General features: G+C 68.0%; 29 protein-coding genes and 1 pseudogene. 13 read left to right on the plus strand and 17 right to left on the minus strand.

All coding sequences use genetic code 11. The features are described from left to right. The first annotated feature begins 39 nt into the window (after positions 1–39). The 6 genes from AB0B64_RS20270 to AB0B64_RS20295 all read left to right on the plus strand — a co-directional run bounded on the left by AB0B64_RS20270 (position 40) and on the right by AB0B64_RS20295 (position 5,208). Positions 40–1,047, plus strand: coding sequence for a hypothetical protein (locus AB0B64_RS20270; RefSeq protein WP_357962066.1), 1,008 nt, complete (start codon positions 40–42; stop codon positions 1,045–1,047). A 37-nt stretch (positions 1,048–1,084) separates the two neighbouring features. Beyond that, entirely contained in the window at positions 1,085–2,908 is a 1,824-nt protein-coding gene (locus AB0B64_RS20275; RefSeq protein ID WP_358178975.1) for a hypothetical protein, read from the plus strand. Next, complete coding sequence (locus AB0B64_RS20280; protein WP_357962071.1) at positions 2,901–3,299, plus strand: hypothetical protein; 399 nt, start codon at positions 2,901–2,903, stop codon at positions 3,297–3,299. The genes AB0B64_RS20275 and AB0B64_RS20280 overlap by 8 nt, the downstream gene beginning before the upstream one ends. A 69-nt stretch (positions 3,300–3,368) precedes the next feature. Further along, positions 3,369–3,689 carry a hypothetical protein gene (locus AB0B64_RS20285; RefSeq protein WP_358178977.1) on the plus strand — a complete coding sequence of 107 codons (321 nt, stop codon included), beginning with the start codon at positions 3,369–3,371 and terminating at the stop codon, positions 3,687–3,689. Then, on the plus strand, positions 3,689–4,348 hold the full coding sequence (locus AB0B64_RS20290) for a hypothetical protein (RefSeq protein WP_358178978.1): 660 nt from the start codon (positions 3,689–3,691) through the stop codon (positions 4,346–4,348). Before AB0B64_RS20285 ends, AB0B64_RS20290 begins: the two co-directional genes overlap by 1 nt. A gap of 11 nt (positions 4,349–4,359) precedes the next feature. After that, positions 4,360–5,208, plus strand: a complete 849-nt coding sequence (locus tag AB0B64_RS20295) for an N-acetylmuramoyl-L-alanine amidase (protein ID WP_358178980.1) — start codon at positions 4,360–4,362, stop codon at positions 5,206–5,208. A 47-nt stretch (positions 5,209–5,255) separates the two neighbouring features. Here the strand turns inward: AB0B64_RS20295 and AB0B64_RS20300 are convergent, their stop codons facing one another. Continuing rightward, positions 5,256–5,600 carry a hypothetical protein gene (locus AB0B64_RS20300; RefSeq protein WP_358178982.1) on the minus strand — a complete coding sequence of 115 codons (345 nt, stop codon included), beginning with the start codon at positions 5,598–5,600 and terminating at the stop codon, positions 5,256–5,258. A gap of 159 nt (positions 5,601–5,759) precedes the next feature. On the opposite strand from AB0B64_RS20300, the gene AB0B64_RS20305 reads away from it, so the two are divergent. Together AB0B64_RS20305 and AB0B64_RS20310 are read left to right on the plus strand one after the other, a co-directional pair. After that, positions 5,760–6,299, plus strand: coding sequence for a hypothetical protein (locus AB0B64_RS20305; RefSeq protein ID WP_358178984.1), 540 nt, complete (start codon positions 5,760–5,762; stop codon positions 6,297–6,299). A gap of 9 nt (positions 6,300–6,308) precedes the next feature. Further along, the gene (locus AB0B64_RS20310) at positions 6,309–6,674 is read left to right on the plus strand and encodes a hypothetical protein (protein ID WP_358178986.1); all 366 of its coding nucleotides are present in this window, start codon (positions 6,309–6,311) and stop codon (positions 6,672–6,674) included. A gap of 104 nt (positions 6,675–6,778) precedes the next feature. Here AB0B64_RS20310 and AB0B64_RS20315 read toward each other — a convergent pair whose 3' ends face one another. Further along, entirely contained in the window at positions 6,779–7,054 is a 276-nt protein-coding gene (locus AB0B64_RS20315) for a hypothetical protein (protein WP_358178988.1), read from the minus strand. A 408-nt stretch (positions 7,055–7,462) separates the two neighbouring features. Here AB0B64_RS20315 and AB0B64_RS20320 point away from each other — a divergent pair, with 408 nt between their 5' ends. Further along, on the plus strand, positions 7,463–8,242 hold the full coding sequence (locus AB0B64_RS20320) for a phage antirepressor KilAC domain-containing protein (protein WP_358178990.1): 780 nt from the start codon (positions 7,463–7,465) through the stop codon (positions 8,240–8,242). Between the two features lie 99 nt (positions 8,243–8,341). Here AB0B64_RS20320 and AB0B64_RS20325 read toward each other — a convergent pair whose 3' ends face one another. From AB0B64_RS20325 to AB0B64_RS20335, 3 genes are all read right to left on the minus strand, one after another. Beyond that, positions 8,342–8,746 (minus strand): DUF1870 family protein, encoded by a 405-nt coding sequence (locus AB0B64_RS20325; RefSeq protein WP_358178992.1) that lies wholly within the window; start codon positions 8,744–8,746, stop codon positions 8,342–8,344. Between the two features lie 59 nt (positions 8,747–8,805). Then, complete coding sequence (locus AB0B64_RS20330) at positions 8,806–9,291, minus strand: hypothetical protein (protein ID WP_358178994.1); 486 nt, start codon at positions 9,289–9,291, stop codon at positions 8,806–8,808. A 213-nt stretch (positions 9,292–9,504) separates the two neighbouring features. Continuing rightward, positions 9,505–9,771, minus strand: a complete 267-nt coding sequence (locus tag AB0B64_RS20335; protein ID WP_358178996.1) for a hypothetical protein — start codon at positions 9,769–9,771, stop codon at positions 9,505–9,507. A 180-nt stretch (positions 9,772–9,951) separates the two neighbouring features. Between AB0B64_RS20335 and AB0B64_RS20340 the strand changes: the two genes are divergently transcribed. Next, positions 9,952–10,374 carry a helix-turn-helix transcriptional regulator gene (locus tag AB0B64_RS20340; protein ID WP_358178998.1) on the plus strand — a complete coding sequence of 141 codons (423 nt, stop codon included), beginning with the start codon at positions 9,952–9,954 and terminating at the stop codon, positions 10,372–10,374. Positions 10,375–10,448: 74 nt separating this feature from the next. Further along, positions 10,449–10,739 (plus strand): hypothetical protein, encoded by a 291-nt coding sequence (locus AB0B64_RS20345; RefSeq protein ID WP_358179000.1) that lies wholly within the window; start codon positions 10,449–10,451, stop codon positions 10,737–10,739. On the opposite strand, the gene AB0B64_RS20350 is transcribed toward AB0B64_RS20345, so the two are convergent. After that, a complete protein-coding gene (locus AB0B64_RS20350) occupies positions 10,736–11,716 on the minus strand; it encodes a hypothetical protein (RefSeq protein WP_358179002.1) in 981 nt (326 codons plus the stop codon). The two genes, AB0B64_RS20345 and AB0B64_RS20350, sit on opposite strands and share 4 nt — an antisense overlap. A 7-nt stretch (positions 11,717–11,723) precedes the next feature. Then, complete coding sequence (locus tag AB0B64_RS20355; protein ID WP_358179004.1) at positions 11,724–12,701, minus strand: hypothetical protein; 978 nt, start codon at positions 12,699–12,701, stop codon at positions 11,724–11,726. 1,534 nt (positions 12,702–14,235) lie between these two features. Here AB0B64_RS20355 and AB0B64_RS20360 point away from each other — a divergent pair. Next, positions 14,236–14,709 (plus strand): annotated as a pseudogene (locus AB0B64_RS20360) (SUMF1/EgtB/PvdO family nonheme iron enzyme); the annotation flags it as partial. Positions 14,710–15,072: 363 nt separating this feature from the next. Here the strand turns inward: AB0B64_RS20360 and AB0B64_RS20365 are convergent. Continuing rightward, on the minus strand, positions 15,073–15,555 hold the full coding sequence (locus AB0B64_RS20365) for an NUDIX hydrolase (RefSeq protein WP_358179433.1): 483 nt from the start codon (positions 15,553–15,555) through the stop codon (positions 15,073–15,075). Between AB0B64_RS20365 and AB0B64_RS20370 the strand changes: the two genes are divergently transcribed. After that, entirely contained in the window at positions 15,534–16,391 is an 858-nt protein-coding gene (locus AB0B64_RS20370; protein ID WP_358179006.1) for a sugar phosphate nucleotidyltransferase, read from the plus strand. The genes AB0B64_RS20365 and AB0B64_RS20370 overlap by 22 nt on opposite strands. On the opposite strand, the gene AB0B64_RS20375 is transcribed toward AB0B64_RS20370, so the two are convergent. From AB0B64_RS20375 to AB0B64_RS20415, 9 genes are all read right to left on the minus strand, one after another. Then, positions 16,354–16,560, minus strand: coding sequence for a transposase (locus tag AB0B64_RS20375; protein ID WP_358179008.1), 207 nt, complete (start codon positions 16,558–16,560; stop codon positions 16,354–16,356). The genes AB0B64_RS20370 and AB0B64_RS20375 overlap by 38 nt on opposite strands. A 129-nt stretch (positions 16,561–16,689) precedes the next feature. Next, a complete protein-coding gene (locus AB0B64_RS20380) occupies positions 16,690–16,986 on the minus strand; it encodes a hypothetical protein (protein ID WP_358179010.1) in 297 nt (98 codons plus the stop codon). A 109-nt stretch (positions 16,987–17,095) separates the two neighbouring features. Then, positions 17,096–17,563: a hypothetical protein gene (locus AB0B64_RS20385; protein ID WP_358179012.1), complete on the minus strand. Its 468-nt coding sequence runs from the start codon at positions 17,561–17,563 to the stop codon at positions 17,096–17,098. A 74-nt stretch (positions 17,564–17,637) separates the two neighbouring features. Next, entirely contained in the window at positions 17,638–17,946 is a 309-nt protein-coding gene (locus AB0B64_RS20390; RefSeq protein ID WP_358179014.1) for an HU family DNA-binding protein, read from the minus strand. Between the two features lie 71 nt (positions 17,947–18,017). After that, positions 18,018–20,351: a DNA translocase FtsK gene (locus tag AB0B64_RS20395; RefSeq protein ID WP_358179016.1), complete on the minus strand. Its 2,334-nt coding sequence runs from the start codon at positions 20,349–20,351 to the stop codon at positions 18,018–18,020. Beyond that, on the minus strand, positions 20,348–21,109 hold the full coding sequence (locus AB0B64_RS20400) for a hypothetical protein (RefSeq protein ID WP_358179018.1): 762 nt from the start codon (positions 21,107–21,109) through the stop codon (positions 20,348–20,350). The genes AB0B64_RS20395 and AB0B64_RS20400 overlap by 4 nt, the downstream gene beginning before the upstream one ends. A gap of 320 nt (positions 21,110–21,429) precedes the next feature. Continuing rightward, on the minus strand, positions 21,430–23,574 hold the full coding sequence (locus tag AB0B64_RS20405; RefSeq protein WP_358179020.1) for a hypothetical protein: 2,145 nt from the start codon (positions 23,572–23,574) through the stop codon (positions 21,430–21,432). Next, positions 23,574–23,954 carry a hypothetical protein gene (locus AB0B64_RS20410; RefSeq protein WP_358179022.1) on the minus strand — a complete coding sequence of 127 codons (381 nt, stop codon included), beginning with the start codon at positions 23,952–23,954 and terminating at the stop codon, positions 23,574–23,576. The genes AB0B64_RS20405 and AB0B64_RS20410 overlap by 1 nt, the downstream gene beginning before the upstream one ends. 26 nt (positions 23,955–23,980) lie before the next feature. Continuing rightward, positions 23,981–24,334 carry a hypothetical protein gene (locus tag AB0B64_RS20415; protein WP_358179024.1) on the minus strand — a complete coding sequence of 118 codons (354 nt, stop codon included), beginning with the start codon at positions 24,332–24,334 and terminating at the stop codon, positions 23,981–23,983. Positions 24,335–24,336: the final 2 nt, after the last annotated feature.

Here is a 24,336-nt window from a genome sequence, read left to right on the forward strand (position 1 = left end):
GTCAGCGTCCGTGGCCGTCTAACCTTCCACCGCTCAGACGTGGCGCTGCCGGCGTTCGAGTCGGTCTCGGAGTGGCCTGCGCTCGCGATCACCACGCCGAACGTGGACCTGGCGCTGCCCGTCTTCGAGTCGATCTCGGAGTGGCCGGCGCTCACCCTGACGTACGAGCAGTCGTTCGCCTTGCCGGTGTTCGAGTCGGTCAGCGAGTGGCCCGCCCTGACGGTCACCATACCGGTCAAGCCCGGCGATTCGCTGACCGGTGCGAACGGCGAGGCGGAGTGGAACGGCACCTTGTGGGGGCCGACGACGAGCATCCGCGTGCTGCTGCCGGTCGAGGGCTGGCTGGGCACGCCCAGCGTGGACAACCTGAACGTGGAGAAGCCCGCCCAGCATGGCGCGTGGGACGCTCTCAAGTTGTCCCAGCAGCGGGTCGTCACGCTGCGGTTGCAGGCCAACTCGGCGACCGACCCGTTGTCGGTGGATGACCTGCTGGAGCAGGTGATCGCCGCCACCGGCCTGCCCGAATCCGAAGATCCGCTGCCGCTGGTGATCAAAGCGTATGGGGCTCCACGCCTCGCCTACGGGCAGGTGATCGACCGGCCGATCACGATGGACGGCGACTACAACGCCGGCCTGCCCACGGTCGGTGTGCTGATCGCGTGCGGTGATCCGCGCCTGTACGGGCTGGATCCGCGCGGCGCGACCGTCGCTCTGAACACCCCGACCGCCTTGGCGAACGCGGGAAACTCCAGCACGCATCCGCTGATCAGGCTGAAAGGGCCGCTCACCGACCCGACGCTGGTCAATCAGGCGTTGGACAGGACGCTGCAGTTCACGATCACGCTCTCGGCCGACCAGATCCTGGAGATCGACACCGCTAACGGGACGGTCACCCTCGACGGCGTGTCGAAAATGTCGACCCTGGGCGGGGTGAGCGACCCGGTCTCCGACTTCGTCCTGAAGGCCGGATCCAACCTGATCCAGTACACGACCGCCGCCGACGGCACCAACGGAGCCGACCTGACGTGGCGAGACGCCACCATCTGACCTGGTAGCGCGCTGACCTGCATGATCGGAGGCCAGCGTGACGGCTGCGGTTCGGTCGGTCCAGTTCAACACCCTCCAAGCGCCGAGCGGCACCGTCAGCAGAGGTGAAGCCCGCCCCGGAGACGTGCTGCTCGCCTTCCAGTCGGCCGACTCGGGCGGGCATGGCGCGATGAACCTGGGCGGCGACTGGCTGCTCCTGGACGCCTACCCGGGCGACCTATGGCCGGGCAGCGTCAACGGCACGTGGGCAGGCGTCAACCTGTGGAAACGCGTCTGCGACGTCGGCGAACCCGTCTCCTACACCGCGTCCCAGGGCCCGGTCGCCGACGGAGTTGTGGTGATCGTCGCCATCTCCGGCGCGGTCACCGACCGTACGCAGACCGCCAACGAGTCAGACACGACCACGCCCGGCCTCGCCCCCAGCCAGCCGTCCGGCGTCGAACTGCGGTACGTGACCGGCGTGCCGTCCCCTCCGGGCGGCTCCGTGTCGTGGAGTCTGCCTAGCGAGTACACGGCGCGCGGGCAGGCCCAGTCGGGCGTGTGGGTGTCGGGCGCGATGGTGTCCAAGCCGGTCGTGTCCACAGCGCCGACCGGCGATGTGACGCTGTCGCCATCACTGCCTCTTGCTGCCGCCGCGTTCACGGTGTTCCTGCCCAGCGCGGAAGAGCCGGTTCCTGACCCTCCTGTGGTGCAGCCGTTCGCGCCCGGCCGGGGCGCGTCGAAGTTCCGGTACGTGTTCACCAGGCTGCTGGACCGCACCTACCTGGGCGACCTGAACCTGACGAACGTCACCTTCGACAAGAGGATCCTGCAACCGGGGGCTTTCAGCGCGACCATCCCGATTCCGAACCGGCGCATCGGCGACCAAGTGGCTGAGATCATCCCGCGCGACGACACGGACCTGTCCATCGGGCCCGGCGTCATCACCTGCCAGATCTTCAGGGAGGGCGAGCCGTGGGGCGAGTATTGGATCACCTCCGCCCAGCCGTCCCGCAGCCGTAGAGGCACCCCCGCGATCCAGTTGCGGGGCAGCACCCTGGACGCCTACCTGGCGCACGTCGAAATCCAGTCCGACCTCAACTACTCGGCCGACCAGATCGACATCGCCCGCAGCCTGCTGTCCCACCTGTCCGCGCAGGCGCACGCCAACATCAGCCTCACCCTGCAGCCTGGCACCAGCGGCGTCGTACGCGACCGCACCTACCTGGAGTCCGAAGGGGCGAGCTACGGCGGGCGACTGGTTGAGTTGGCCCAGGTCGATGACGGCTTCGAGTGGGTCATCGACCTTGCTCTCGTGGACGGCGCCTTGCAACGCCAGTGGCGGTGGGGCTACCCGAAACTCGGCGTGCAAAGCCCAGCCCCGCACTTGTTCGCCGACGGCCGGTCCGGCGGCGACATCCTGGAGTGGGGCGAAGAGATCGACGCCCTCCGTGGCGGGACCAGATGGCGGGCGCGAGGCGCCACCGCATCCACGGACGCCTCCACCACCTCAACGCCGCTCATCTCCGACGCGCATGAGGCGACCGCCCACCTGGCCGCAGGCTGGCCAAGGCTGGACCGCACCCTGTCCTACAGCACCGTCAGCCAGCAGCAGACCCTGGAGGACTACGCTGCGTTCTGGGCAGCGACCGCGCCCGGCGCCCTGAGAGTCGACCAGGTGACGGTCACGTTCGGCAAAGTCGTCACCTTCACACCCAACACCCTCGGTGACAGCGGGCGCTTCTACTTCAACAACCAGTGGCATCGCGGCGTGTGGCGCACCCGGCGCATCATCGGCATCGGCATCACCCCCACCTCGCGCGGGTCCGGCAAAGAAGAAGCGCGCCTCGTACTCGAAGGGCTGGAGGTGCCCGGTGCCTGACGTCTACCCGGCAGACCTAGGAACCCGCATCCGCACCCTGGAACGGGAAGTCGCCGAACTCAAAGCGCTCCTGCAAGCCCGTCAGCCGATGACCGCCGCCAGCAAAGGCTGGCTCCTGACGGATATGTCCATCCCGTCGGTGGAGCCTGGCACCTGCCATCTCGGCTGCAACGACGGCGACGTCTTCAGCGTCAACGCGTCCGGCCAGGTAAAACGCATGTTCCTGCAAGCGGCGGTGATCGCCAACCAGGCCGACTTCACCTCTGGCGACATCGCGGGAACGCCGACACCGGCGCAGTACAACGCGCTTCGAGCGGACGCGGTGGCCACCCGTCAGTACGCGTTCGACCTGACCACCATCCTGCGGAGTGCGGGTCACATCGCCACCTGATCGTGCCGCCCGCCTTCTTCCGAGGGTGCCGGGCGCGCGGCACCCCCAACTCTCACGGCGAGGAGCGATGTGGCTGATGAGCCGTCCCTGGGCGAGGTCTCCCGCCGGATCGACCACGTAACCATGTCGTTGACCCAGCTCGTCCAACGGACCGAGTACACGGCTGACAGGCGCTACGACGACAGGCGGTTCGGCGAACTCGAATCGGACGTCGTCGAGCTGCGGCGCCAGCTGACCGAGGACATGCGGGCGCTCAAGGCGAGCATCGACGCGGCCACGGAGCGGCGCGGCACCAACATGAGGCAGGCCGTGTACGCGGGCATCGTCCCCGCGGTGTTCGTGCTCGTGGGGATCGTCGTGCAGATCTGGCTCGCCCGGCAGGGGGCCTGATGGGTGTGCATGTGCGGCGACTACGCCGCAACTGGCTGCTCGTCGCCGCCGCCGCTGTGATCGGCGTGCTGGTGGTGGTCATCTCGATGCAGATCCACGCTCTCGGCGAGCAGCTGCGCCAGGCCGAATCGGACAGCGCCGTGCTGTCCGACCAGGTGAAAAGGATGGGCGGCGTGCCACTCGTGTCACCGTCCGCTGGCCCTCCTGGGGAGCGCGGAAAAGTCGGGGACAAGGGCGACCCGGGAACTCCAGGCCGGGCGCCAACCACAGCCGAGATCTCCGCCGCTGTGGCCGCGTACCTGCGCGAGCATCCGCCGGCGTCCGGCCGCGCTCCAACGTCGGGGGAGGTCGCTGCGGCTGTCGCGGTGTACCTGAGGGATCATCCGCCCGCCCGCGGCCTGGCCGGGGAGAAAGGCGACCGCGGCGAGCCCGGAGCCACCGTTACCGGTCCTCCGGGAGCCGATGGGAAGCCGGGCGTGGACGGCAAGGACGGGAAAGACGGCGCGGACTCCACCGTTGCTGGGCCCAAGGGCGAAACCGGGCCCCGCGGGGAGACCGGCCCACCGCCGAGCAGCTGGACATTCGACATCGGCCCCGTCACGTACACCTGCACACCAGTCGAGACCGGATCCACCAGCTACACGTGCAAGCCGACATAGGAGGACCCTCAATGAAGCCGGGAGAACCGCCGATCAGCCGGCGTGCCGTGCACAACTCCGGCGCCGGGAATCTGCCGATCCGCAGGGTGATCATTCACGCCACCTGCCCGGGTGTCGGCTACCCGGCCGCGAGCAAGAAGGGCGCGGCCAGCGGTACGGCGAAGTACTTCGCGATGGCATCCTCCGGCGGATCGGCGCACTACATTTACGACTCCAGCCGGCGCGAGGAGCACTGCGTCCCGGAGAGTGTCATCGCATGGCACGCTCCGCCCAATAGCCACTCGATCGGCATCGAGATCTGCGGTGAAGCGTCATACACGCGCGCCCAGTGGCTGTCGGACAAGGTGTGGCCGGCCGTCGAGGAGGCCGCGGCCAGGACGCGAGACCTGTGCCAGCGGCACGACATCCCGATGCGGAAGCTGACCGTCGCCCAGCTCAAGGCCGGCGCCCAAGGTGTGTGCGGCCACGTTGACGTGAGCAACGCCTTCCACCAGACCGACCACAGCGATCCGGGACCGTACTTCCCGTGGGACGAGTTCATGCACCTGGTCAACCGCGAGCCGGCGCTGCCCAGGCCGGATCCGGAAGCGGATTGGACGGAGGAGATCGTGAAGCAGCTGCCCACACTCAAGGCCGGGGCCGACAACTACGACGTCAAGACGCTCCGGGCGAACCTGTTCGCACGCGGCACCGTAGGCGAGGACCGGTACGCTGCGGCGGGGCTGCGCGCCTGGCTGGAGAAGACGGCATTCGATGCCGCCCTCACCGCTGACGTGAAGCACTTCCAGGAGCTGAAGAAACTCGACCAGGACGGCGTGTGCGGGCCCAAGACCTGGACCGCCGTGCTGCGCGTCTCCTGATGAGCGACGGCCTCTGGCTGCGCTACTGGCCGTACCAGGAACGCCCTCTACAACCCCTCAGCGGCGGGCACGGGCTTGTCCGGCGGGATGAGCGTCTTGCGCTTGGATGTCGTCCAGGTAACGCCTGCTCGCAAAACGGCTTCCGCGTTGCGGTTGTCGGACTTGTGCGTAGCGATGATCAGGAACACGGCGGTGCCGACGGGGACCCCTGCCAGCAGCAGGTCCGGGTAGGCGTCCAGGTCGAGGCCGTAGAAGTAGCCGACTGCTGCGCACACGACCGCGGCATAGATGATCTGCCTCACGACCATGCCTGACAGTGCCAGTAGGTTCCGCCATTTCGCTTCGCGGATCACCGCGTTGAGCTTCTGTTCGTACGTTTCTTGATCGGCCACAGCGGGTGATTGTGTCGCAGGCGTGGAGTCTGGCGCCAGGTCTTGCCGCTAACTGATCGGTAACTGAGGACCGGCTTCCCGAGTTCGATTCTCGGTCCCTGGGCGGACTGCCGTATGTGGTCCGCCTTTCGCATTTCCCCCATCCGAGGAGCATCCCTCATGCGCAAGAGCGCTGTCCTATTCGCCGCTGTCATCGCCGCCGCGGGCCTGACCGGCGCTCCAGCCTCGGCCACCGCTTCTGCGGACGTGCCGGGCCTGGCCATCACGCAGGTCGGCTACAACGCCTACGGCAGCGACACCGTCTGGAACAGGAACCAGGAATTCGTCGACGTCCGCAATACCGGCGCCGACGCGGTGAACGTGGCGGGCCTGGTCGTCGCTGATCAGTGGGCCAAGAGCCACGTCGACGACAACGACCGCAACTGCAACACGCTCAAGGTCACCTCGCTGGCTGGGATCGTCACGGGCGCGGACGGAAGCGTCATGCTGCCCGCTGGCCACACGGTGCGCGTCTACAGCGGTCGGGGCGTCCCCGCGGTGTCGGCCGGCGGTTCGGTCCACGCGCTCTACATGAACAGCCTCTGCGGCTACCACGGCCACATCTGGGGCAACGGCGGCGACACCGCCTGGATCACCAAGGGATCCGACTCGGAGTCGTTCGCCTACGACTTCGACAACGGCTACACCGTCAAGCCGTAGGAGGCTGACATGGCTTCTTCTCCAACCTTGTTCGGCCGTGAACCGGCCATCATCCTGGGCTTTCTGTCGGCGGCCCTCCAGATGCTGACGGCGTTCGTGCTGCCGCTCACCTCCGACCAGGTGGGTGCTATCAACGCGATAGCGGCTGCTGCGATCGGCGTGTGGACGGCGGTCGTTACTCGAGCAGCGGACGGCGGATCCTCGATCCAGTCGGCGGTGCTGGGCTTCGCTCAGGCGGGTATCACGCTGGCGCTGGTGTTTGGCCTGGCCCTGTCGGGTGACCAGACGACGGCCATCATGGCGTTCGTCGCGATGGGCGTCAGCATGTTCGTCCGTCAGGTGTCGTCGCCGAAGGGTGTCAGCCTGGTTCGCTAGGCTGATCTGCCCGCCTCTGCCATGGGAAACCCTGGCACCCACGACGGTGGTACAGCGGCGGGTACTTACGGGGTCGGGTCGCCTTCGGGCCGCCCGGCCCCTCTTCAGTGGTCGCCCTTGTATCTGTAGATCCGTTCGCCCTGGTCGTTGACGGAGTCGGTGTAGTCGTACACCGGCCACCTCGATACCCCGAGCGGGTCTAGGTCTGGCGCGTCGGTGCGGGAGTACATCGCGGCGGGGTCCGACCGGTCGGGCATGAGCCACCTCAACGGCCATTCTCGCTGCGGCAGGACCACCCGCTCGCCGTCGTACGGGCCGCCCTGCAGTCGCATCGCCAGGGGTGCCGCGTCGTACAGGTCGGCGAGATGGTCGGGAGTCATGCCATCCATCGTCGCATCAACTCCTCTGCTGTTGCTTGAGAGCGCCGCTCGGTTCCCCATTGCGGGAGCCGGGCGGCGCTTGTCTGGCGTCTCAACCCGTCCACGGCGTACGGTGGCAGAGCCGTCGTCTCCAACTTAGGAGCCCGTCCTCTTCGGAGGGCGGGCTCCTTCGTGTTGTACGGCCGACCTGGGCACCCGCCATGTCCCGTCTGGCAAGCATGGATTCCGCTTCCAATGGGCTATCAGGTGTTCCCGTTATCGAAGTGAGATTTCTCCCAGTCGACACGTCCGTAATGCGCGCATTGCACACAGGTGGCTACTGGGAGAATCGATGCCAAGTTCGATTCAAGACCCGGCACCTGCGCGAACAGGCCCGGGTTCGGCCAACTCCAGAACGGAAGAGTTGACGTGTCCGAAAATAGCATTGCGCGTACCAGCAATGGTGGGGCGGGGCCCGATTCGCCGTTCGACGCTATCCGACGCGAGGACGAGCAGGGCGAATACTGGTTCGCGCGCGAGCTCCAGTCCGTCATGGGCTACGACCAGTGGCGTCGTTTCGAAGACTCCATCGAGCGCGCCATCCGCTCGGCCGAGAACACCGCCACCTACTCTGAACAGGCTTTTTGCCGCCTCCGGCAAGAAGGCACCGGAGGTGCTCCCCGAGTCGACTACCGGCTGAACCGCTACGCCGCCTACCTGATCGCCATGAACGGCGACCCGAATAAGCCGCAGGTTGCCGCCGCGCAGGCGTACTTCGCGGTGAGGACACGCGAGGCGGAGATCGCCACCAACAGGCCGATGTCCGAGCTGGAGATGGCGCGCAAGTACGTCGCCGTTCTGGAGCGCGAGCAGCAGGTCTCCAAGGAACTGGCGATCGCTAAGCCGAAGGCGGGCAAGTGGGACGCCTACTGCAACTCCGAGGGCCTGATCGGGATGACCGAGCTGGCCGACATCTTGCAGACCAACGCCAAGACACTCACGAGCTGGCTGGTCGAGATCAACCTGTTTCGTCGTCAGGTGTCGCGCAACGGTGGCGCTCGTAACCTTCCCCGGACCACGAGCCAGAATTCCGGGCACTTCAGCGTGAAGACAGAGTCGCAGAACGGCGCGGTGTTCCCGGTGGCTTATGCCACCCCTCAGGGAGTCGATCTGGTTGCGGACCTTTGGGGCCGTGAGACCAAGCAATAGCGCATCGGAGGTCTCGCGGCGTACGGTGCCGAGAGACGCCTGGGAGCGAGAAGCCCGCCTGTCCTTTCGAGGATGGGCGGGCTTCTTCGCGTTGAGCGGCTACTTGATGGTGTCCGTGTAGACGATGGACAGTCCTGGGATCTCCTGGGCGATACGGGCGGACACTGCGCGGTGCCACGACGGCGGCCACGGGCATTCGGGCGGACAGTCGGAGTCAACGCGGGGGATTGCCATGACGGCATCTGGCGCGTCGTTCAACACTCCGACGCCAGCGTCCACCTGCTGGGCGGCGGTGGATTCCAGACCCTCGATGGTGAGTCGCACCCCGTCGGGGATGGCGTACTTGCCCTGCTCCCAGTGCTGGACGGTACGCAGGGACACGCCGAGATGGTCGGCGAGCCACTGAAGTGAAAGGCCCAGAAACTCGCGTACGACCTTGAGTTCAGCGTCGGTCATCCGCTCGTCGTCGGGCATACCGGGCGGGTCGGTGTAGGCGGTCATCATGAGACTCCTCGGTATATGACGACGCGCCCCCGAGCGTCGGGGGCGCGTGGCGGTGTGGGTCAGTCCTCGTCGGCGCCGGCGGGGAACGCCTCGTTCATGGCGTCGATTTCGCGCTCGTACGCTTCGCGGGCTTCCTCGACGGTGTCGTACTGGGTGGTGTCGGCGTAGCTCGCCTGCCCGACGTATACCGACCGCCAGTCCAGGCGGACTTCGGCGTCGGCGTCGTCCCATGTGGTCGTGTCGTACTCGGCGGGGCACCAGTGAGGCTTCTCGATCTCCGGCATGGTGTGGAACATCGGGCATCCGGCGTGCCAGGAGGTCTTGTATTCGACGGCGGCGGTTCCGTCTGCGAGGACACAGCGGGTGGCGGTGCTGGCGTCCCGGTCGAGGTCGTAGGTGACGAACCGGCCGTCATTGCCGAGCAGGCCGACTCCGGGCCAGTCGAGGGGGGTTTCGGTGGCGTCCTCCGCGGTGAGCGGCGCGTGGGTGTTCATCAGTTCGGCCAGGTCGATGCTGGTCGTGATGGCGGTGATGTTGCGCTGCATACCGGTTCCTTCCGGCGGGGTCTCGGGCTGTTCCCGTAACCTCTTGCCATCACCATAGCTTCGTAAAATACGAAGCGCAATAGGTTTCGTGGAAAACACGAAGCCCGCCACTCCCATTCCGGGGGTGGCGGGCTCTTCGTCATGCCGGGGAAGCCCATCGGACCGGGGCTCAGCGTAGGCGACGCCTCCGACAGTTCTCGGACCGGCGGCTGCTCAGACCCGCTTCCACCGCCACTGCTTGTTGGAGTACTGGGAGCACTTGTACTTGTGGCTGGTCACCTTCGCGTACCCGTACTTGGTGTGGGCCGCTGCCGGGCAGTAGGCGCCGGGAGTCACGCAGTTCCAGTGGCTACCGGACCGCTGGTAGGTGCACGCCGCCGCATGGGCCTGGACAGCGGCGGAGGCGGGCAGAGCCGCTACAGCAGGCGCGGCGAGGGCCGACCCGGCGAGGACGGCAGAGACGAGCAGACGCTTGAGCAACGCAGCTCCAGATGTGGGAGGTGTGGAACGTGACAACGAGTGAGACGCCATGCATGTCACGCTGGTTGTCGGGAAGCCGTGTCCGCTTCCGGCCAACACCCGGCCCCAGCGCGGAGCCTCGCTCTTCGGTCCCCAGGCGTTCATTGTGGCGCAGGAAAGCGTGACATAAGCTCTGTGCGTATGGGAGAACTCGCAGGTCGGCCTGGCGATTGGTTACGCAAGGCTATGCTTGCTCGCGGTTTTGACCCTGCGCGAGGCCAGTCCGAGTTTGCGCGCGAGGCGGGTGTGAGCGTTTCGAGCGTCAACCGTGTCCTCAAGAAGGGTGCTGGCGTTGAGAACGCTATTCTTCGCCGGATCGGGAAGGCGCTTGGCTACAGCTTCGGTGAGATGCTGGTCCTCTCAGGGCAGGCCGAACGTGACGAGCTTCCTGTGCGGCCACCTGAGATGCTCGAGGAAGCTCCGCCGCCCGAGCCCGACACCAATCCGTTCAGCGATCCCTACGAGCGGCAGATCTGGGAGTGGGACAAGCTCTCGGAGGATGTCCGTCGGCATCTGATCATCACCTTGCGGACGGCTCTGCAGATGGAAGCCAACACCCTGTAGGGCGCCCGGTCGGTCGCTCGCACGCGTGTTCGGTCTAGGATCGCCCCCGAACCACGCACCAGGGGAGATCCACCATGGCCGACTACGAGATTCCGCCCGACCTGCTGCAGAAGCGGGTGGACTTCGTCACTGCTCAGGAGAGGCTGTCCGCGCCCGGCCGGGCCACGCCGTGGCTGGAAGCCCAAGCGAAGTGCCGGGACCTGGCGGTGGAGATCCAGGAGCACGCCTGGTGGGGGACGGTAGACAACCGGCAGAAGGCGGAGAAGGCACTCCGGCAGGCGGCAGAGAAAGTAGTCCAGGAGGCGGCGGAGAAAGCTCGCCGGGAGGCCGCCGACGAGACAGCAGCAAGCGGGCAACCCGACTAGGCGCTGGTGACCAGCCGGTCGGCGGCGGCGATCTGGGCGTTGCTCCGGTATGGCTGCCAGTCCGCGCGGAGCTGGCGAAGCTGGTTGCGTACCCGCGCCGACGAGATCGAGCGCACGTCCGTACCCAGACTGAGGACCATGGCGGCAGCCTCGTCGACGGCGCTCGTGAGCAGGAAGGCGTGGGCTGCACGCAACCCGATCAGGGCGCGGGTGCGGCGCTCTACCGGCCGGCGTGCGGACATGGAGGCGGCGTAGTGGCGGGCTGCGGTGGCGTGGTCGCCAAGCTGGGTGAGCGTTAGTCCGGTCTGGTGCTCGAACGATTCCCTCCTGTAATTGCCCGTCCAGTCGGCCTCCGGTAGGGAGTCGGCGCGTTCAAGCTGGGCCTCGGCCTGGCGCAATAGGTTCAACGCGTCCCACCGGCCGCCTACGCCGGCGGCGGCTTCGGCTTGCATGCCGCGCACCCATGCCCGAGTTCGGTCCGGCCCGCGCCCACCCAGACTGGACGCGGCGGCCTCGGCCAAGTCGAACGCTTCGGTGTGGTGGCCGAGCTCGGCTGCTTGCACAGCCATGCTGCGTAGGCCGGTCGCACGCAGCACCACGTCGCCAGCCTCGCTGGCAAGGCGGATCGTGCTGATGTAGTAGCGGGTGGCCAGGTCGTGGGCGCCGGCGTCCATGGCCATGTAAGCGGCCAGGTAGGTGAGTTCCGCTGCCGCGCAGAGCAGGTCCTGGCGTGCTCGGCCGCTGGTGCCGCGCAGTAGCGGCGCCACGTCGCGAGTGAGATACGCGGCGACGGCGGTACGGGCGTGCCCGCCGCCGTACTGATCGTCGAGATCGGCGAACATCTTCGTCGTGCCCCTGAGCCGCTGGACGTCTCCGGTGTAGCCGCGGCGCTCTGGCGAGGTGGGGGAGTTCCTCGCAGGGGCGAGCCCAGCCACGGTGAACGCTCCGGCCGTGAGCAGCGTCCTGCGGTTGAGCATGTCGTCCTCAGACGGTAGGCAGGGCTTGAGGGCGGCTGATCGCCCTGGCAAGATGCCGCGCGCCGGCGACCCGTGGGTGCCGTTCCACCAACTCGTTCGCGATCCGCCGGATCGATGGCCTGTCGAGCACCTCCGAGGGTGCGTGGCGGTGTGCCGTCAGCAGCGCCGCCGTGGTCTCCTCGGGCTTGCCCCATTGCCAGTAGAAACGAGCGAGGTCCGTATGGAGCCGCCCACGCCGCTCAGGCGTCGGGTACATGCCGTCCCGCAGGTCGCGGGCAGCGTGCAGCGCCGTTCGGGGATCGCCGAGGGCGTAGGCGATATTCGCGCGGTACAGCACGGCGAAGGGCATGGCTGTCGGGGCCATGGCCGGTATCCGGGCGGCGGCCTGCTCTGCTTCGGCGATCCCCTCCAGGGCGCGCGACTCGTCCCCGCCCCAGGCGTGGGTGTAGGCCCTCGCGCACAGCAGACGCAGGTGCATGTCGGCTTGAGCCGTCGTACGCACGCCGGTTGCCGTCAGCTGGTCGATGCCCCTCGACATGACGGCGGCGGCGAGGTCGGGGCGCCCTTGGATGCGCAGCATCATGCCCAGCGCTCGCGCCGAGGCGGCCTTAGCCACTGGGTCTTCGGATCGGTTGGCGTACAGCATCGACCGATCCGCCGTGAGCCGGGCGGAGGGCTTGTTGCCGACCTTGTTGAGGGTGTCGGTGGCTAGACCGTGCGCGGCCGAGACCAGCGCCCACGCTGCGGGGGTGTCGGCTCGTTCGGCCGCTTCCACCGCTGATGCGAGCAGGCCGGGCAGGGCGGCTACCAGGCCGGCCAAGTCGCTGGTGTCGAATTGTCGGCGCGCTGCCCGCAGTTGCTGGGCGATCTGCGTCGGTTCGGCGGGTTGGCTGGGTTGCGGCGGCACTGCCAGGGCATCGTCCAGGCGTTGGAGCGCCGCTAGTGGGATGGTCAGCCCGGCCGCGAGTAGTGTGCGACGCCGCATTGGTTCGGTCCCCTCGTCGTCATGGCTCCCATCTCGTACTGTAACCGCACGGTGGCGTTGTGTAACAGATCCGGGATGCTGGAGCGTTTCGGTAGGCGCCGGCCAAGCTGCGGCGCCGGGGCGCAACTGCTCCGGTCTCATGTGGTAGAGGCGGCACAGCATGTACCTGTAGTCCGGGCGTATGCCCCTATCGCCGTGCTCCCACCGGCACAGCATCGAGGTGGTGACGTCGGGTTGAGGCTGTCCATCAGCCTCATACAGACCCAGGAGTTTGGCCAACGCCTCGGGTCGGGACCAGCCGCGCGCTAACCGCCACGCCTCCAACGGCAAGATGTCCGGCAGCCGCTGAAGAATAGCCGCGGCCACCTGCGCGGCCCCCATGCCTTGATCCACGCATGCCCGGCGGATGGCACGGGCCTGGCGGGCTAGGTCGGCCCGCCGTGCTCGACTCATAGCGACCACGGGCTGAGCGTAACGTCCGGCTCCGTCGAGGCACATTGCCGCGGCGGCAATGCCCCTGCCCCGGCATTGATGCCATGCGGGCAAGGGCGCGACCGTGTGGCGCAGGCCACGAGCCGAGCACACGGGAGGACCAATGCACTCTGATCACCGCATAGGAGCTGATCAGCGCGATCGCGAGCACGACGCTGTGGGAGCCGCCCTGGAGGAAATCTCGGCCCGAGTCGAGCAGGCGCGGACGGCCGCTGCGACTCAGGGGTTACGCCTCCATCCGCCGTTGCTGCTGCTGGGCAGCATGGAGCGGGTCGGCTCCAACTGGCTGTCGGACACGCTGCGCGTGCTCATGGATCAGCACAACGAGCCGCTACGGCAGCAACTCACCGCCGATCATCCGCTGTCACCGCTGAACCCGGAGGGGGTCGGCCAACGCCTCACCCCATACGGCAAACACTGGCTGGTGGCGTTCGCGGTGGCGAAGTACGCGCCAGTCCGGCAGGTGGTCAAAGAGACGAACCTCTTCCTGGCCGTGCCGAACATGCTGGCGATGTTCCCTGACGCGCCCGTGGCCGTGCTCACGCGCAGCCCGCTCGGCGTTGCCAGCTCATTCGCGCGGGGCAACCTGTTCGCCCGGTGGGGATACGCCGCCAGGTACCGCCACATGGTGACCATGACACGCCGCCCGACGTGGAAGGCGTGGGCTGATCTGGTCCCCGACGACAAGCCGAGCGAGCTGGTGGCGCTGGTCCGGCTGCACGTGCTCAACACGCTGCTGCTGGCCGGCGCGCTCGACGGTCGCGACGTGGTCACCATCGCCTACGAAGACGCTGTGGCCGACCGGAACGCGGCATGGGCCGAACTGGCTCGGATTCTGCCGGAGCTTGAGGGCGTGCCGCTTCCCGTCGCCGCCGTAGCCTGTGCACCGATCGGGGAGGACACGTTCGCGACGACGGTGAACAAGACGCGACTGGTCGCCGAGCTCAGCGCCCGCTCGGCCGAAGTCGTGCGTGAGACCCTCGCAGCCTCCCTGGCCGCGGCCAAGCAGCTGGTGGCGGAGGAGGCGATCTCATCCGAGGCGATGGGCAGGGCCGCGGGCTGGCTGTCCGGAGACCACCTGTACGCGTTGGCTCCGCCCCCGGCTACCGCCGCCTCCCGCATCAGGGCCGCCGCTGACTCTTCCACGGCTGCCGAGCCGGTCCCGTGCCCGGTCGCGTGGCTGCCTCGCGGGCAGGTGGCGTGGCGCAACCTGCTGGTCACCAACGCCGAATACGCTCACTTCCTCAACGAGCTCGCCGACCACGGCCTGCACAACACCTCTGGCGGCGCGTACGTGCTGTGCTGCGAGATGCCGCACGAGCGAGGCGGACGCCTCCACCGCGACCACGCCGACGGCCGGTGGACGGTCAGCCCCGGCCTCGAGAACCATCCGGCGTACTGGGTGACTTGGATCGGCGCTGCCGCGTTCGCGGCCCGCTACGGCGCCCGCCTGCCGCTGCTGTCTGAGATGGCCGGTCTGATGGCCGGTGCCACGGCCACCAACGCCGACTATGCGGTGGGTGACACCGTGGCGGTCATCGAATCGGGCCGCGGCGTCGAGGAGATCCACCACCTGCTCGGCAACGTTCAGGTGTGGTGTGTCGACGGGCCTGATCCGGCCGGCGGGCCTGGGAGCAGGTGGCTGGCCGGCGCCGCGTGGAACACCCCGTCGGCGCGGGAGGAGGTCTTACGGCTGCGGCACCGCCACCTGGCGGGCAGCTCTCGCGGCGTCGGTATCCGCCTCATCGCCGACGATCTCGACCGGCCGATGCCGGTCGACCTGGTGGCCGGGCTGCTGGGCGAGTGGATGAGCAGCCTGGCCGAGCGGAGCCTGCCGTTGAGCGTGCTGGACGGCCGCCTGGTGGCGGCGTTCACGCGGTCACAGGCCGATGTTCGCCTTGGCGCCCATGTAGGACCCGGCGCCGGGGAACCCATCTTGGGCGAGGTCGGCGAACCTCGGGGAGAAGCCCTTGGAGGGCAGGTCGGCGAGTTTCACCCACTCCAGGCCGCGGATCGGGACCATCTCGGGGTGGTCGCGGTCGAAGGCGGCGACACGGCGGCTACTCCAGCTCACCTCGAACGTCATGTGCAGGACGTCGGCGGCTTGGTAGTCGCACACGTACAGGAGACGGCCCGGCTCGACGAGCAGGCCGGTCTCCTCCCGCATCTCCCGCACGAGCGCCTCGGCGAGGGATTCGCCCGGGTCGACTTTGCCGCCGGGCAGGGACCAGGAACGCCCGCTGTCGGTGTCCTGGTCGAGCAGCAGAATGCGGTCATCCTCGATGAGGACGCCAGTGACACGTACCTTCACTCCGGCAACGTACCCGAGGAAGGTGCCCGATGACCGGAACCCTGCGGACACGGGTTGTGGTGGCGGCGGGCGGCCTGGGGACGCGGGTCGGCTGCTGGTCTCGCTACCTGCCCAAAGAGTTCCTGCCGGTGGCCGGCCGACCTGGCATCGTGCACATCTTGGAGGAGATCGCCCAACTTGGCCCCGCCCATGTGGTGATCGTGCACCACCCGTACTATTCGTCCTTCGCCACCTGGGCCCGCCAGGCGCTCAGCCCGCACAGCCGCACCCGCTACGTGCAAGCGGCCGGCCAGGACCTCTTCGAGCCCGACCGGCACAAGCACCTGCTCGTCGAGTTCGTCGTCCAGCGCGGCCCCTACGCGGACCTGACGTCGATCTTCAACGCAGATGACCGTTTCGCCACCACGACGACCGGGGCCGGTGAGCTGTACGTGGTCTTCTCCGACAACCTCTACCCGGGAGCGCACCCGCTCCTCGATCTGGCCGAAGCTTCCCCCGGCGTGAGCGTGCTCGCCCGGCCCTTCTGCGACGACCTGGCCGCACAACGCGGCGTCATCGCCACCCGTCCGGACCGGGGTCACCGGCGGATGGTCAGCCTGACGGAGAAGCCCGACTCCGTCACCGCTTATGCCCTGCAACGCGAGCATGGCCGGGGCAACCTGTTCCTCAATGAAGGGCGCGCCCGGCTGAGCGCCGACTTCATCGCCTTCGCTCGCGCTCGCGTCTGGCCCTCCCAGGTCGAACCGAAGCTCGCTCTGGCCATCGGCGCCTACGCCCACGACCACCCCGTCCGCGTGATCCGGACGAGCAGCGACGTGATCGACCTCGGCACGCCTGGGCTGGTGACATCTATGGCCGGTTCGGGGGCCGTCCAGGTAGGTAAATGACCTCGACCAGGTCGGCCAGGTCGACGTGCTTCTCCACGTCGTGCACCGTTCGGCAGTCGGCGACGAAATATCGGCGATTGTTGACCTTCTGGGTGATTTTGTAGAGGGGCGTTCTGTCGAGGACGATCGCCTCCACCTCGATACCGCCAGGACCTCGCCACACTCGCACGCGCCAAATCTACACAAACCGGACATTGGTCCCTGGTTCGGGATCGCCTCTGCCAGGGAGTGGTGGGCGCCAACGTACGGACGCCCCGGCCGCGAGATGCAGCCGGGGCGTCAGTGCGCGGATGAGGATTCATGTCCAGTACACGTGCACCTTGTACGCCACCAGAACGGCGACGAGGAGGACTATGCCGACTCCGACGACGGCGGTGGGCAGCCTGCCGATCCGACGCACGAGAAGCAGGTCGTAGGCGAAGTTGGCGGCGGCCAGAGCGGTGAGGCCGGGCACGATCCAGGAGATCCAGCCGACGTTGGACAGGGCGTAGGCGAAGTACGGCTGGTTCAGCATGGTCAGGGCGCCGAGCGTGAGGACGGCCACGGCAAGCAGGTAGTCCTCGGGCCTGCGTGCGGCGGGCAGCTGGTCGTTCATGGACGTCGCCTTCCTTGAGGCTTGGGTGGAGGTGAGGGCGCCCCGGCCGCGCGACGGGGGCGGCTGAGGCGCCTATCTATGTGGACACCGGGGATTACCGGTGCGGGCTTCAGAACAGCGGCGGGGTGGCCGAGACGAGCTGTGCGGGCGGGTAGTAGCGGGCGTGGGCCAGCCACACGCCGGCCAGTCGAGCGAGCGTGTCGTAGTCGCCCCGGCGGGCAACGCAGTTCCAGACGTGCAGCCACAGGCCGAACGCGTGTGCGCGTAAGGCGCCGTGGTCGCCGTCGGCAACGGCCTGATCGATGTCGGCCAGCGTCGCCACCGGCGGCTCCGGTTCGCCATCGCAGAAGTGCGTCCGGTGCTCGGCCTCCGCTGTGAGGGCCAGCAGATGGCAGCGTGGCATGTCGCCCTCGCGGCGGAGCGCCTCGTACAGGAGCAGGAGGCTGTCGAACACTGGTAGCCATGCCCCGCCCGGGTCACGATCGGCGAGAGCTGCCGTGATCGCCTCCTCGTAGGCTGGCCAGTCCATGTCGGCGGGGATGAGAGGTTCGGCCGCCGCGCTGACGGTGTCCGTCACGATGGTGATCTCCTTCGGTTGTGGGGCGCGTCCCAGCCGCAGGGTTCCGGCTGGGACACACCCGGCTCAGGGGGTTAGGCGGCCTGCTCGGTCGCCGCGGTCTTGCCGCCCTCGTTCACGGCCTCCTTGAACTTGGAGCCGGGACGGAACTTCGGCGCCCACGACTCCGGCACCTGTACCTCGGCGCCGGTCTGCGGATTACGGGCGGTACGGGCGGGCTTGTACACCTGCTCGAACGAGCCGAACTCGGCGAAGGCGACCTTGTCGCCAGCAGCGATCGCATCCTGGATGACGGCGAGGAAATGGCCGATAACCGCGGCCACGTCCGCCTTGTCGAGGTCGGCGCGCTCGGCGACCGCGTTGACAGCCTGGGTCTTGTTCATGTGTTTCTCCTTGCGTGTTGTGTTTCCAGTCCACAGCCCGGACTGGGCTGGGTGGTCAAGGGGCGGTGCAGCTATTCGCCGCGAAGATCGGCGAGCAGGGCGGGCAGACCTTCGGGCTTCACGATCACCTCGCGGGCCCTCGATCCGTCGCTCGGGCCGACAACGTCATGGCTCTCCAGCAGGTCCATGAGCAGCCCGGCTTTGGCGAAGCCGACGCGGAGTTTGCGTTGCAGCATCGAGGTCGAGCCGAACTGGGTGGTCACGATCAGCTCGGCCGCCTGCACGAGCAGGTCGAGGTCGTCGCCGACATCTGGCGGCTCCTTGGACGCGCTCGGGCTGGGGGCGTCGATGTCCTGATAGGCGGGCGCGCCCTGCTTCTTGCAGTGGGCGACGATGGCCTTGATCTCCTTCTCCTCGACGAGAGGCGACTGCAGCCGGATCGGACCACTCGCCCCCATCGGTAGGTAGAGGCCGTCGCCCGCGCCGATGAGGTCCTCGGCGCCGACCTCGTCGAGGATGACCCGCGAGTCGGTGTTGCTGGCGACGGCGAAGGCCAGCCGCGACGGCATGTTCGCCTTGATCAGACCGGTGACCACGTTCACGCTGGGCCGTTGTGTGGCGACCACCAGGTGGATGCCGGCGGCGCGGGCAAGCTGGGTGATGCGGACGATGGAGTCTTCGACGTCTTTCGGCGCGACCATCATCAGGTCGGCCAGCTCGTCGATGAGCGCCAGGATGTACGGGTAGGGCTGGAGCTCTTCGGCGCCGTACGGCGCCTTCAACGTGCCGTCGCGGACGGCCGCGTTGTAATCGTCGATGTGCTTGCACCCGTGCTCGGCCAGCGCGTCGTAGCGCCGGTCCATCTCGCCGACCAGCCATTCCAGGGCCTCTGCCGCCTTGCGCGGTTCGGTGATGATGGGGGTGATCAGGTGGGGGATACCGCGGTAGGCCGACAGCTCGACCCGCTTGGGGTCGATGAGGATCATCTGCACCTGGTCCGGGGTGGCCCGGGTGAGGACACTGCAGATCAGCCCGTTGACGCACACGGACTTGCCGCTGCCGGTCGCTCCGCCGATGAGCAGGTGCGGTGTCTTGGCCAGGTTCGCGATGATGGCCTTGCCTTCGACGTCTTTACCCAGTCCGACGGTAAGTGGGTGGCGTCGCTGCTTGGCCTCCTCTGAGCGGAGGAGGTCGCCCAGCCGCACCAGGTCGCGTTCATCGTTGGGGACGTCGACTCCGATCGCCGACTTGCCCGGGACGGAGGTGAGCACGCGGGCGTGCTCGTTCTTCACCCCGAGCTTGATGTTGTTGCGGAGGGCGACGACTTTCTCCACCTTTACGCCCTTGCCGAGCTCTACGTAGTAGCGGGTCACCTGCGGTCCGCGCGCGTAGCTGATCACGTGGGCGTTGACGGAGAACTCGGCCAGAACGGCGTCGATCGCCGCGGCAGTCACGTCGTTGGCCTTCGTCCGTGCCCGCGGTGCTGGCGCGGTTTTCAGCGTGGCCACGTCGGGCGGGGAGTAGGCCCTGTCTGCGGTCCGCCGGGGTTCGGTCTTCGGGGCTTCGGCTGGCTGCGTGTCCGCTTCGCCGGGCTGTTCAGGCTGCGGGGGCGCGTCTTCCCTGACCTCAGGTTCGGGTTCGGGTTCGGGGGACTCGCTCCGCTCGTCCGCTGTCTCGACCTCCTCGGCCTCGTTCGTGTATCGCCGAGCGGCCGGCTGCTCGGGTGGACGCCTTGTCGAGCCGCGGCCCGGAAGAGACAGGCCGCCTAGCACGAGGATGAGCCCGTAGCCAGCCACCCCTGCCTGGATCATGATCACGAAGAAGGCGGGGATCAGCAGCACCAGGCAGGACGTGGCCAGCCCGAGAAGGCCGCCGGCCGACGCGACGCGATCCCACGCCGCGGCGTCGCCGAGAGTCGGCGTGCCGTGCGCCAGATGCACCAGGCCGAGAATGACGGCCACGACGAGGGTCACACCGACGCCGCGGCGCATCGTAGTCAGGTGGTCGTCCGGTCGGCGCCAGATCCGCACGGCCACCCACAACAGCAGCAGCGGGGCCAGCCGGTAGGCGACACCGAACGGCACAGCCTCTGCGTAGGCGACGGCCTGGAGCCACTTGACGCCGTGCCCGTCCGCGAGCGTGAGCATGGCCGCCGCGGTGAGCAGCAGGCTCAGAGCGGCGTCGTCATGGCGTTGACGTTCGTCCACCTTCTCGGGCCCGCCAGCGGTGGCGCGGATCAGGTTTCCGATGCCGCGCGCCAGCCCACGGTAGGCGGCACGAGCCCGTTTGGACAGGTCACCTGAACTGGAGCGGCCGCGCGGAGCTGAGACGGTGCGGGCAGCCGCCGGCTTGCGGGTCGGCTTGCGGCGGGTCGGAGGTCGCGTGCTGCGGCGTCGGGCGGTCACCGGTCCAGCCCTCTCCACAACGTCCAACCGACCCAGCCCAGCACGGCCACGAACGCTGCCGCGCCGCTGGCCGCCTTGAGCTGCCACGGCGCCTGCGGGGCGACGACCAGCAGGACGGGTACGGCCATGGCCAGGGCGGCGCCGACGTATTTCGCCATGCGGGCCACGGCGTCGCGTAGCGCGGTTGACGGCGGCGTGCTGGCTGCCGCTCGGGCGAGGTCGTCTCTCTCGACGGGCTCGGCGACGATGTCTTCTCGCCCAGCATCGGCTGCTGCCCGGCGCCGTGTGGCGCGGGCGTACACGTCCGCGAGTCCGGCCTCGAAGTCGAAGCCGCCGTCCAGGTCGGCGAGCGTGGCGTCGTCAGCCGTCTTGGGCGTCTGGTCGAGGTCGGTTTCGACGTCGTGGGCGTGCCGCTCAGTGTCGGCGATCTCAAGGAGGATGTCGGCGTCCTCGCCGCCGACCTCGGTCAGCGCCCAGTCCCGCCAGAGCTCCTCCAGCAGCTCGGCTCGGATGAGCCTGTCGGCGGTACCGGCGAGCCGCCACCACGCTCCTTCGTCCCATGCGGGGTCGTCTTCGGGTTCGCTGTCGGGGCGGGCGAGCATCGTCTCGGTGGCGGCGATGAGGCGGAGGAGCCGGGCCCGGTTGGGGGTTCCGGTGAGTTCGTGGGCGTCGGCGAGGTCGTCGAGTCGTGCTGCCCGCTGGAGCGGGTCCGCGGTCTCGTGGAGGGCTGTGAGGAGCGTTGGGGGGATGGTTGCCATGGTGGTCTCCGATGGTGTCTTGGGTGTCCGGCATGTCCGTTGATCTTGTTCGGGCACGCTCTGTGCGCGTTCGGGCGCGGAGTGTTCATGTCCGGGGCGTGTTCGGCGTCCGACGATCTTGTCCGCAGTGTCCGTCGATCTTGTCCGGCATGTCCGGCGACGTGTTCAGTTACTCTCCGTCGATGTCCGGCGTGTCCGATGATCTCGTCCGGAGTATGTTCGTAAGGTGTCCGGACCCTCTTAGGTCCTTACGAACACCGAGAAATCCCCTAAGGAAAAAGGGAGCGGCGCGGCGAGTGTCCGGCCGGCCGCGCCGCCAATCACTCTCCGTGAGGCGGGCCGAGGAGTGCCGGCTCAAGCGGTGAACCGATGAGATCCCAACCCTCAGCGTCCGCGCGCGGGACGAGGCATCCCGCGTCCTCCCAGCGGTCGCGCTGGCGGTAGAGGAAGGGGCGCTTCCTGCCCACCGCCTCCAGCCACGTGGTCAGCATCTCGGTGGACAGGCGCCTTACGCCGGAGCGCCAGAGCTCGTCGAGCTTCTCGTCCCAGACGCGCTGCGCCTGCTGCGGCGTCAGCGACACCTTTCCAGCGTCGTCTTCATCGTCGACGGCGTCGAGGTCGGGGATGGGCCGGTCGGCGTCCACATCTTCAAGATCGATTGGGGTGGCGTAGTCGCCGAGGTCGCGTCGACGGGCCTCGGCGAGTTCGTCGAAGACTTCCTTGCGGTCCTCTTGGTGCTCTTCGGCGGCCTCCGCTTCAAGCTCGTCCGCATCTGACCCGTCAACCTCTTCATCTTCGTCGAACTGGTGTTCAACGCGGGTGGCTCTGGGAACGGGACGGCCCACGATCGGCGGCTTCGCGCCCCACTGCCGCACATGGTCGACGAACAGGTCACCGAACAGCTCCTGCGTCACCGAGTCCATCGGGTCCCGGTACGGCGCCCCCAGCTCGACCGCCTGCAGCAGCTGCTCACGGAGCGGGTCGAAGGCGCGCATCATCTTCGGCCACATCCGCTCCGGGATGCCCATAGCCGCGATGTAGCTGTAGCCGCGCTTCCGGTCGCCCCAAGTCGGTAGGTTGCCGCCCAGCGCGGCCACCGCCTCCTCCGGCAAGACCGTCTCCACGTCGCCGGGCTCCGACTGCCCGAAACACCACCCCGATGGGTGCTGTTTGCGCACGTCAGTGGACAGGTTGCGCCACAGCCAGGACTGCGTCGAAGACACGATCCAGATGCCGGCCGCGCGAGCATCCGACACCATCGTGAGATAGGCCGCCTGAAGCCGGCCGAACGCCTTCGACTCTTCGAAGACGACCATCATCACGTTCAGGCTGGACTTGGGCGACCAGCGCTTCAGTCCTTCGCGGGCCAGATGCGCCTTGCGGCCAGGGATGACGACCTTCGCCATGCGGTGGATGAACGCCTTCGCCAACTCGTAGTCGGTGATCGGCGGAATGGTGAACCCGTCCGCGAGCGGGCCGAGAATCTGCAGCTCAGCCGACACGTCCACGCCGATGCTGGTGAGCCGTCTCATCCCCATCGTGGAGCCGATCAAGATCTGGGCGCCGGTGCTCTTGCCGCTGCCGGTCACCCCACCAATCTTCATGTGGGAGACGTCCTCGGCGCCGCGGTCCTTCTCGACGTCGCCGACGATTCGCACCCAGCATGGGCCCGTCTGGTATTCACCCAGCGGGAAGCGATCGGTCGGCAGGATGCCGCGCAGTTCTCGCGTCAGACCAGGCCAGGAAATGGGATCCTTGAGGTTGTCCCGGGTGGGGAGCTCGAGTTCGCCCTCGCCTTCGACATCTAGGTCACGGACCAGGCTCGCGCCGCCGCGGACGCCGCGCGAGGCCGCGGCGAGCGGCTCGATCAGCGCCTGCGCGTCGCCCATGGTGCCACCAGGCAGGGTGGACACCTTGGCCCGGATGACGCCACGGTCGTCCATCGTCGGCTTGTGGATCTTTGTGCGGGCGTCCCGAACCATCTCCACCAGCGCGGACGTGCCCGTCTCATCCCCGGCGGCGATGGCAGCGGTCGCGCCGGCGTACTTGCCCCAGCGCCAGATCAGCCACAGCGGCCAGATTCCGATCATGCAGATCGCATACACCGAGATCAGCCACCAGTTGACGGACGGCTCCCGGGTGACGAACCCGAACACCAGGCCCAGCACCAGGGTGAGCGTCGCCGTGACCCCGCTCGCCGTAACTGCGATCTTCAAGTGCTTGCGGGGGCCGGCCGTCGCGTGACCGTAGGCCGTGACGAACCCGCCCACGGCGAAAAGGACGATCGCAACCAGCGGCGTCACTGTCGGGTTCCCTCCCCACGCCAGGTGCGCGATCTCGATCAGCACAGCCCACGCCAACGCCACGAAGAGCGGGGCGACGGACGGCAGGCCGTGCGTCAGCCACCAGCCGCCGCCCACCTGCGGCATCTGCTCCTGCTCGACAACTCGCGTCCGCCGGGCCATCACGTCTGGTCCTTTCGATACCGGTCGTTCGGGATCGTCCCGTCGCCCTCCATCAGCAGATACTCGGCGTGCACGACGCCCATCAGGACGGCGTCCTTCGCCGCCTCCTGCACCAGTTCGGCGACGAGTTTGCCCTTGAAGCGGTAGCGGACGCCCTGGAAGAACGCCTCCAGCCAGGGCATCCTCGGGCAGACGCGCCGTTCGCTGCCCTTGCTCTTCTTGCCGTGCTGGCGCAGCCACCGGGCCGCCTCGTCGGTGTCCCGGGAGACCACGTACTCCACGTGCATCAGCAGCACGCGCACGTTCTCCAGGTGCTGCCGGTAGGCCCGGTGCCCGGTCGTGAAGTCGGCGTTCTCCCAGGCGGACGCACGCACGCGCATGCTCGACGCTCGGTTCCGATCGGCGGTCATGACTGGTCGCCCCCGTCCAGCTGCTTGCCTTCGCGCTCCATGAACTCCCGGTGGAACGTCGCCAGGTCCCGGACCTTGTCGGCTGCTCGGGCGAGCGCCTTGGAGCCGTGCTGGCCGTGCGCCTTGGTGCGCCGGCCGAAGGCGATCCGCTCCCGCAAATGGATGAACCGGCCCCGCTTCGGCCGCCGCTTACGCAGCCAGGTTCCGCCGATCTCTCCGTCCTGCCCGAACATGATCGCGGCGGCCCGCAACATCTCCTCCAAGTTGTCCAAGTACTTCGCGTGCGCTTCGTGGGAAGCGACCGGAGTACTCGTCTCGAAATCGCCGATGCGGCGCGCCAACTCGCCCATGA

The organism is Nonomuraea sp. NPDC049129 (assembly GCF_040648495.1).
Taxonomy (GTDB): Bacteria; Actinomycetota; Actinomycetes; order Streptosporangiales; family Streptosporangiaceae; genus Nonomuraea.